This is a genomic window from Corynebacterium sp. KPL2850 (assembly GCF_040225855.1).
Classification (GTDB): domain Bacteria; phylum Actinomycetota; class Actinomycetes; order Mycobacteriales; family Mycobacteriaceae; genus Corynebacterium.
Window position 1 is genome coordinate 130,164 of the sequence record NZ_JBEHFV010000002.1, and the last position, 6,255, is coordinate 136,418.

The 6,255-nt window shown below is 57.9% G+C and carries 6 protein-coding genes and 1 tRNA gene; 3 read left to right on the top strand and 4 right to left on the bottom strand.

All coding sequences use genetic code 11. The annotated features are described in order from the left end of the window. Window positions 1-40: 40 nt before the first annotated feature. From ABRP93_RS01385 to secA2, 4 genes are all read right to left on the bottom strand, one after another. The gene (locus ABRP93_RS01385; protein WP_349886574.1) at window positions 41-634 is read right to left on the bottom strand and encodes a bifunctional nuclease family protein; all 594 of its coding nucleotides are present in this window, start codon (window positions 632-634) and stop codon (window positions 41-43) included. A gap of 38 nt (window positions 635-672) precedes the next feature. After that, window positions 673-1,419, bottom strand: coding sequence for a transcriptional regulator FtsR (gene ftsR / locus ABRP93_RS01390; protein WP_349886575.1), 747 nt, complete (start codon window positions 1,417-1,419; stop codon window positions 673-675). A 100-nt stretch (window positions 1,420-1,519) separates the two neighbouring features. Then, entirely contained in the window at window positions 1,520-1,954 is a 435-nt protein-coding gene (gene odhI, locus ABRP93_RS01395) for an oxoglutarate dehydrogenase inhibitor Odhl (protein ID WP_023022279.1), read from the bottom strand. Between the two features lie 85 nt (window positions 1,955-2,039). Further along, window positions 2,040-4,331 (bottom strand): accessory Sec system translocase SecA2, encoded by a 2,292-nt coding sequence (gene secA2 / locus ABRP93_RS01400; RefSeq protein WP_349886576.1) that lies wholly within the window; start codon window positions 4,329-4,331, stop codon window positions 2,040-2,042. 87 nt (window positions 4,332-4,418) lie between these two features. Here secA2 and ABRP93_RS01405 point away from each other — a divergent pair, with 87 nt between their 5' ends. The 3 genes from ABRP93_RS01405 (at window position 4,419) to ABRP93_RS01415 (ending at window position 6,127) form a co-directional block, all read left to right on the top strand. Continuing rightward, entirely contained in the window at window positions 4,419-5,579 is a 1,161-nt protein-coding gene (locus ABRP93_RS01405) for a bifunctional alpha/beta hydrolase/OsmC family protein (RefSeq protein ID WP_005279261.1), read from the top strand. Beyond that, window positions 5,579-5,977 carry a YchJ family protein gene (locus ABRP93_RS01410; protein WP_239268056.1) on the top strand — a complete coding sequence of 133 codons (399 nt, stop codon included), beginning with the start codon at window positions 5,579-5,581 and terminating at the stop codon, window positions 5,975-5,977. Before ABRP93_RS01405 ends, ABRP93_RS01410 begins: the two co-directional genes overlap by 1 nt. A gap of 76 nt (window positions 5,978-6,053) precedes the next feature. Continuing rightward, window positions 6,054-6,127 (top strand) — tRNA-Pro (locus ABRP93_RS01415). Window positions 6,128-6,255 lie beyond the last annotated feature (128 nt).

A 6,255-nucleotide genomic window follows, 5' to 3' on the forward strand; every position in this document is an offset into this window, starting at 1 on the left:
TTTAAAAACCACATTGTCACCATTAGTCACACGCGTGTCATTAATTTTCTCCGTCTTCTTCCCCCGTGTGGAAATCGGATTCATCCATGCCAAGGCTGCGCATCATCTCTTCAAAATCGGCATCGGCCTGCGCGTTTCCAGATGCAGAGGTGCTTTCCCCGGCGGAAGTGGCATCGCTATCTCGCCCCTCCTCGGTGGGGGTAGGAAGTTCAAGGTCGAAGTATTCCTTAATGTCCTCCTCGCTGGCGAAAACGGATACCTGCGCCAAGAGCGCAGACTCGGCAACAATGGGAACCTTAAAGTGGTCAGCTACCGCCAAGGCATCGCTTACACGGGCATCAAAAACCTCGCCTTGCGCAGTCTGAATATCCACCATGAATGTGCCTTGATGGTGGTTGACAATTTCGATGGCTTCAACTCCACCTGCAGCCTCCAGGACCTCACAGAGAAGATCGTGAGTCGTGGGGCGATTTGGGTGCTGGTCAGCAAAAACAGCGGCCAATTGAATTCCGTCTACGGCTGAAAGCCAGACGGGAATGAGGCGATTTTCTTCGGACCAACGCAGCAGCGCGCAGACATCATCTTCTGGCCCAAGCTGGTGAATGCCGTGAAATTCAAGGGTTACATCACTCATAGCTACCACTCTCCCACACGGGAGGCTGCCATGGTGAGTTAGGCGTTAAATTCGTGGCGCAAATCCGTCTTTACCAGGGTGGCATGCAAAGAAACGACCAGCGCCGTCATCTGCTGGGAAAGTTCCTCTGCCTGCTGGTGCGCGGTATCGGAATTCGAGTGCGCCACGGGGGCTGCGACCTGGGAAATCAAATCCGCTTGGCGGCGTGCGCTATTGCGCAGGGACTTCAGCTGGCTAGCGCTAACCCCAAAAGCCTGCAGCGCTACTGCTGCGGAGGCAATGGCCACGTCATCGGTATTGAAAAATCCCGCGGCATCCGGCTTAATCAGTTTATCTTTGATTAAGGTGGCAATATCCGCCTCGGATGCTCCGGCTTGCTCTGCTACCTCGGCATCGGTCAGGCGTGTTACCGCGGGCGCCTTGAACTGCTGCGGGGACAGCAATGTCTCCGCATTGCCAGCAGAAACAATGGCAGTGACCTGGCCGGAATCCATTGCTTCCAGCTGCTCGCGGATGACCTTTAGCGGGGTGTAGTTATCCCGCTGGGTGGTCAAGATATAGCGCAGCCTATCCACATCTTCCTGCGTGAACCGGCGGTAGCCGGAGGCAGTGCGCTGGGGAGAAATCAGCCCCTCTGACTCGAGGAAGCGGATTTTAGACACAGTGACATCAGGGAATTGCTGATTCAGCGTTTCTAAGACCACGCCAATGGACATGGTCTTAGCCTTCTTCGTATTCGGGCTCTTGCGGCGAGCTGATGCCGCCGCGGATTCTGCTGCGCTCACTGTGTCTATCTCTTTAAAAGTGTCTCAGTAGTCGTTGGATATAAAAAGGAGACCAAACCGCTTTAACCGAGGACGGCAAAACGGTCTGTCTGCTGCGGTTTTAGTCCTGCTTGGTGATGAAGACGAGACGGAATTTACCGATCTGAATTTCATCTCCAACCTCGAGCACCTGCGAGTTGCGCGGTTCGCGGTTGACGTAGGTGCCGTTCAGGGATCCCACGTCTACTACCTCGAATTGGCCGTCATCATTCTTGCGGAATTCAGCGTGACGGCGGGAGACGGTGACATCATCCAGGAAGATATCTGCCTCTGGGTGGCGCCCTGCCGTGGTAGTGTCCTGGTCCAGCAGGAAGCGGGCACCGGCATTGGAGCCACGCTTGACCACAAGCAATGCCTGGCCATCCTCCAAGTTTTCCGTACCTACCGCAGAGGTTTCGGTTCCCTTGGTGCCATTTTCCATTTCCTTGAGCAGGTCAGCGCGGAATACAGAGGTGGTCTCCACCTGTGGTTCCGGGGTTCCGGTGTTCTCGCTCATTGTTACCTCCGGGGATTAGTTTTGAGTTACTTATACCAATAATAGCGACTCTTCCGAGTCTGTGATCTCTCAGTGGGCAATTATTTCACCGAAAAATATTTCCGATGCCGCTCAACACGGAATTTCCCTGCCCCGCAAGGGGGTTATCAGAAACCATATAGGTCCAAGTTGCGCTTGGACGGTTCAACCCAGAGTCTGCAAGGTGTGCCCCCTCGGCGTCAATAGGCACCTGCCTGAAGGTCTCTACCGCCTGATCGACTGCCCGTTGCGCTAAGTCCTTAAACTCGCGGACCGCAATGCGGTGATATTCGTCAATTGGGGTCTCGCGCGCGATGGCGCGCAAGTGGATGGATTCTCGCACATCATCGAGCAGCTCGAGATGATCGGCCCAGCCCATGTCGAGGTGATACAGCATGATCTCCCGCGCCGCCTGAATCCGCGCTACCTCTGGGAGATCCGCAAGCTCGCTCGCCCGCTCTGGGGCGCGCTCAGCTAGTTCCTGCCACGCTTGGTCTGTATCCAATAGCGCTGCACGGCGCTTATCGATGATGATGCGCTGATCCGCCAAGAGCTGGTTATACTTCCAGGTTTGGGCGTGAATTTCTAGCAATTGACCCTCTGTTACCCGCTGGCAATGTGCCACAAAGTCCTGCACCCGTTTGGATTCGATAAGGCCGCCAGGGCCGGGCTGCGCGCTGACCTTTTCCCCCGCACCGCCTTGTTGCACCACATCATCTTCCAGCGAGACGAAAAATAGGGCCAAGCCTGGGTCTCCTTGCCGGCCTGCACGCCCGCGCAGCTGGTTATCGAGCCGCGCGGTGCGGTGCCGAGAGGTTCCGATCACGGCAAGGCCGCCGCGCTCGGTCACCTCATCGTGGTCGGCCTCATCGGCGCCGCCGAGCTTGATGTCGGTACCGCGGCCGGCCATTTGTGTGGAGACGGTTACCCGTCCTACATCGCCGGCTTCGGCGACAATCTGTGCCTCTTCGCGGTCATTTTTGGCGTTGAGCACGTTGACTTCGATATCGCGATCGCGCAAGGCCTCAGCCAAATTCTCTGATTCCGCCACGTCTTGGGTTCCCACAAGTACAGGTTGACCAGCATCGTGCAGGCGGGCAATTTCTTCGACGATTGCCGCTGACTTCTCCCCTATGGTGGCAAATATACGATCCTGCTCATCAAAGCGCTGCAGTGGCTTATTCCGATCGATAACGGAAACGTGCAGGTCATAAAATTGCCGCAGCTGGTCGGTGGCCTCTACCGCAGTGCCCGTCATCCCGCAGACCAACGGGTACCTGCGCATGAGTTCTTGCAGTGTAATCGTATCGAGGATGCGCCCGCCCTCAGAGACCTCTAAGCCCTCTTTAGCCTCTACCGCAGCCTGCAGCCCGTCGGGCCAGCGCTGCAGGTCGGCGACGCGACCACGGGAGGCATCGATAAGCTGCAGCTTGCCGTCCACCACGATGTAGTGAATATCGCGGATCAACAGCGCCTTTGCGTGCAGCGCTAAATTGACCTTGACCAGGACGGTGCCGATATTGTCTTCGGAATAAAGGGAATCGATGCCGAGCTCTCGCTCTACGCGGGCTGCGCCGACATCGGTAAGCTGCACCGTGCGCCCATCATCTGAGATGACGTACTCGTGGTTCTCCCGCAGCCGAGAGACCACATTGGTAATTTGCCCCGTGGGAGCCTCACCCGGGCGGTTTCCGGCCAGCACCAGCGGTACAAGGGCCTCGTCAACTAAGACGGAATCGGCTTCGTCCACCAAGGCGACATCGCCAGGAGCCTGCACCGCCTGTGCGCGTTCGGTGATCTGATTATCGCGCAAAAGGTCAAAGCCCAATTCATTAACGGGGGCGTAAATAATATTCTGTGCATAGGCCGCGCGGCGCTCATCCGCACTCATGCCCTCCGTCACGGAGGCTACCTGCAGCCCAAAAAATTCCACGACAGGCCGCATCCATTCGGCATCGCGGCTGGCCAGATAGTCATTGACCGTCACGACGTGGACGCGCTTCCCAGTCAGCGCGAAACCCGTAGCGGCCATCGCGCCGACGAGCGTCTTGCCCTCACCGGTAGCCATTTGAATGACATCGCCGGTAAGCAGTCGCAGTACCGCCTGCGATTGCACGGTGAATGGGTGCAGGCCCAGGGTGCGTTCACACGCTACGGCAAGGGCACCCAGGAATTGGGCCTTGTCAGCGACCTCGCCGCCGCGCACCGCATCGCGGGCGGCTTGAGCTACGGCAGCATCGTCGCTCTGTGCGAGTTTCTCCGCGGCGGAGCGAGCTTCATCCACGATGGCCTTGGATTTCTTATCGTTTCGCTCGCTTTGCGAGCCCATCGCTTTCCAGAACCAATCGAATGCTCCCACGACAATTCCTCCTTTAGGGGCTGGCTGCCTACGACTCTAGTCAACCTCATCTGGCTTGGAACTTATGGGGCCGTTATTGTAGGTGCCATGCAATCCGTCAATGTTAAGCTGCCGTCCAGCCGAGGAACCGAGATGGCAGGAACCATCGACTTTCCTGATGCTCCACCTCTCGCCTTCGCCGTCTTCGCGCATTGCTTTGCCGGCTCGCGCCATACCCCTGGCGCGGCCCGCACCTCGAAGCAATTAACGGAATTCGGCATCGCCACGCTGCGCTTTGATTTCCCCGGTTTGGGGCAATCAGAAGGCGAGTTTGCGGACACTACGTTTAACCAGAATGTCGACGATATCCGCGCCGCAGCGGACTGGCTAGAAGAACATTATTCCGCACCGCAGATGCTCATTGGCCACTCCCTGGGCGGTGCGGCGGTGCTCAAGGCCGCCACGGCAATGAAAAAGATTCGGGCCGTTGCCACCATCGGCGCCCCCTTCGATCCGGCGCACTCCGTGCTGCACTACGCGGATAAGATCGGCGAGGTAGACGCTAATGGCGAGGTCGAGGTCGTCCTAGGCGGCAGGGCGCTGACCATTTCGCGTAAATTCCTAGAGGATTTGGCAGAAACCAACCCAGAGGAATACCTGCCGCGGTTGCGCAAGCCACTCTTGTCCCTGCATTCTCCCATCGACCAAACGGTGGGCATCGACAATGCGCAAAATATTTTCCGCATGACCCGCTATCCCAAGTCCCTCGTCTCGTTGGATAAGGCCGATCACCTGCTGACGAAACAGGGTACGGCGGCCCGCGCCGCTGATCTCATCGGTGCATGGTCGCGGCAGTTTATCGTCCCCGACTATGAACCCGAGGAAGTGGGTACGGATGCCGCCGTTGCCAGCCCTGCTATCGGCACCAAATTCGGTGTCGTGGTGCGCCACAATGATCATTCCGTTACCGCGGACCGGACCAAAAAGGAAGGCGGCAAGGGCAAGGGCTTTACCGCAACCGGCCTGCTCATGTCGGCCTTGGCAGCTGCCTCCACCCAGGCCATCAAGGAAGCCGGCAAGAAGCTTGCGCTTGACGATGTCCACGTGACCATCACCCAGACCGGTTCCACCTCTTTCGAGCGCCGCATCGAACTAAAAGGCTCCTTGGACGATTCCGAGGTCGATGCACTGCGCGTAGCCGCGCGCGATACCGACATCGAGCGCATGGCCGCCGGCGCCACCATCACCGATATCGTGGACGCCAACTAATGGTGGCCCTCAACCCCATCGCCGATTCCCGCCGCTGCCCCTGCACGAGCGGGCTGAGCTTTGGCGAATGCTGCGGCAAGTACCACGCTGGTGCCAAAGCTCCCACGGCGGAGGCCCTCATGCGGTCACGCTTTAGCGCCTTCGTCAGCGGCGATGAGGACTACCTCCTGCGCACCTGGGATCCGGTGACTCGGCCGAGCTCATTGGACTTGGCCGACTCCCCCATCCGGTTCTACCGCCTCGATATCCTCGATACCGAGCGCGGTGGCCTAGTAGACGATGAAGGCATCGTGGAATTTGAGGCCTTCTACAAGGGCGAGGCAGTGGGCTCCCAGCGGGAGCGATCGTCTTTCCGGCGCCTTAATGGCGCATGGGTCTATTCCACCGGCGAGCTTTAATGCAGGTCACGGCCTAGATTTCACTGTGGAATTATCCTGATGTAATCTAGGGCAGTCGCAACAAATAATGCGACGCCGGGCTATGGCGCAGTTTGGTAGCGCACTACACTGGGGGTGTAGGGGTCGCAGGTTCAAATCCTGTTAGCCCGACAAATTATCCCACGGCTATGGAGTAACTCCTCGGCCGTGGGATTTTCTGTAGGGTTAAACGACAAAACGTGTTGTTTTTCGGCGTGTCGAGTTAAACGACATTTTGTGTTGGTGGGGGTAGGGGTTTA

Coding starts and splice junctions, on each gene's coding strand:
- ABRP93_RS01385 (WP_349886574.1), bottom strand. CDS start 634: ATGAGTGATGTAACCCTTGAATTTCACGGCATTCACCAGCTTGGGCCA.
- ABRP93_RS01405 (WP_005279261.1), top strand. CDS start 4,419: ATGCAATCCGTCAATGTTAAGCTGCCGTCCAGCCGAGGAACCGAGATG.
- odhI (WP_023022279.1), bottom strand. CDS start 1,954: ATGAGCGAGAACACCGGAACCCCGGAACCACAGGTGGAGACCACCTCT.
- ABRP93_RS01410 (WP_239268056.1), top strand. CDS start 5,579: ATGGTGGCCCTCAACCCCATCGCCGATTCCCGCCGCTGCCCCTGCACG.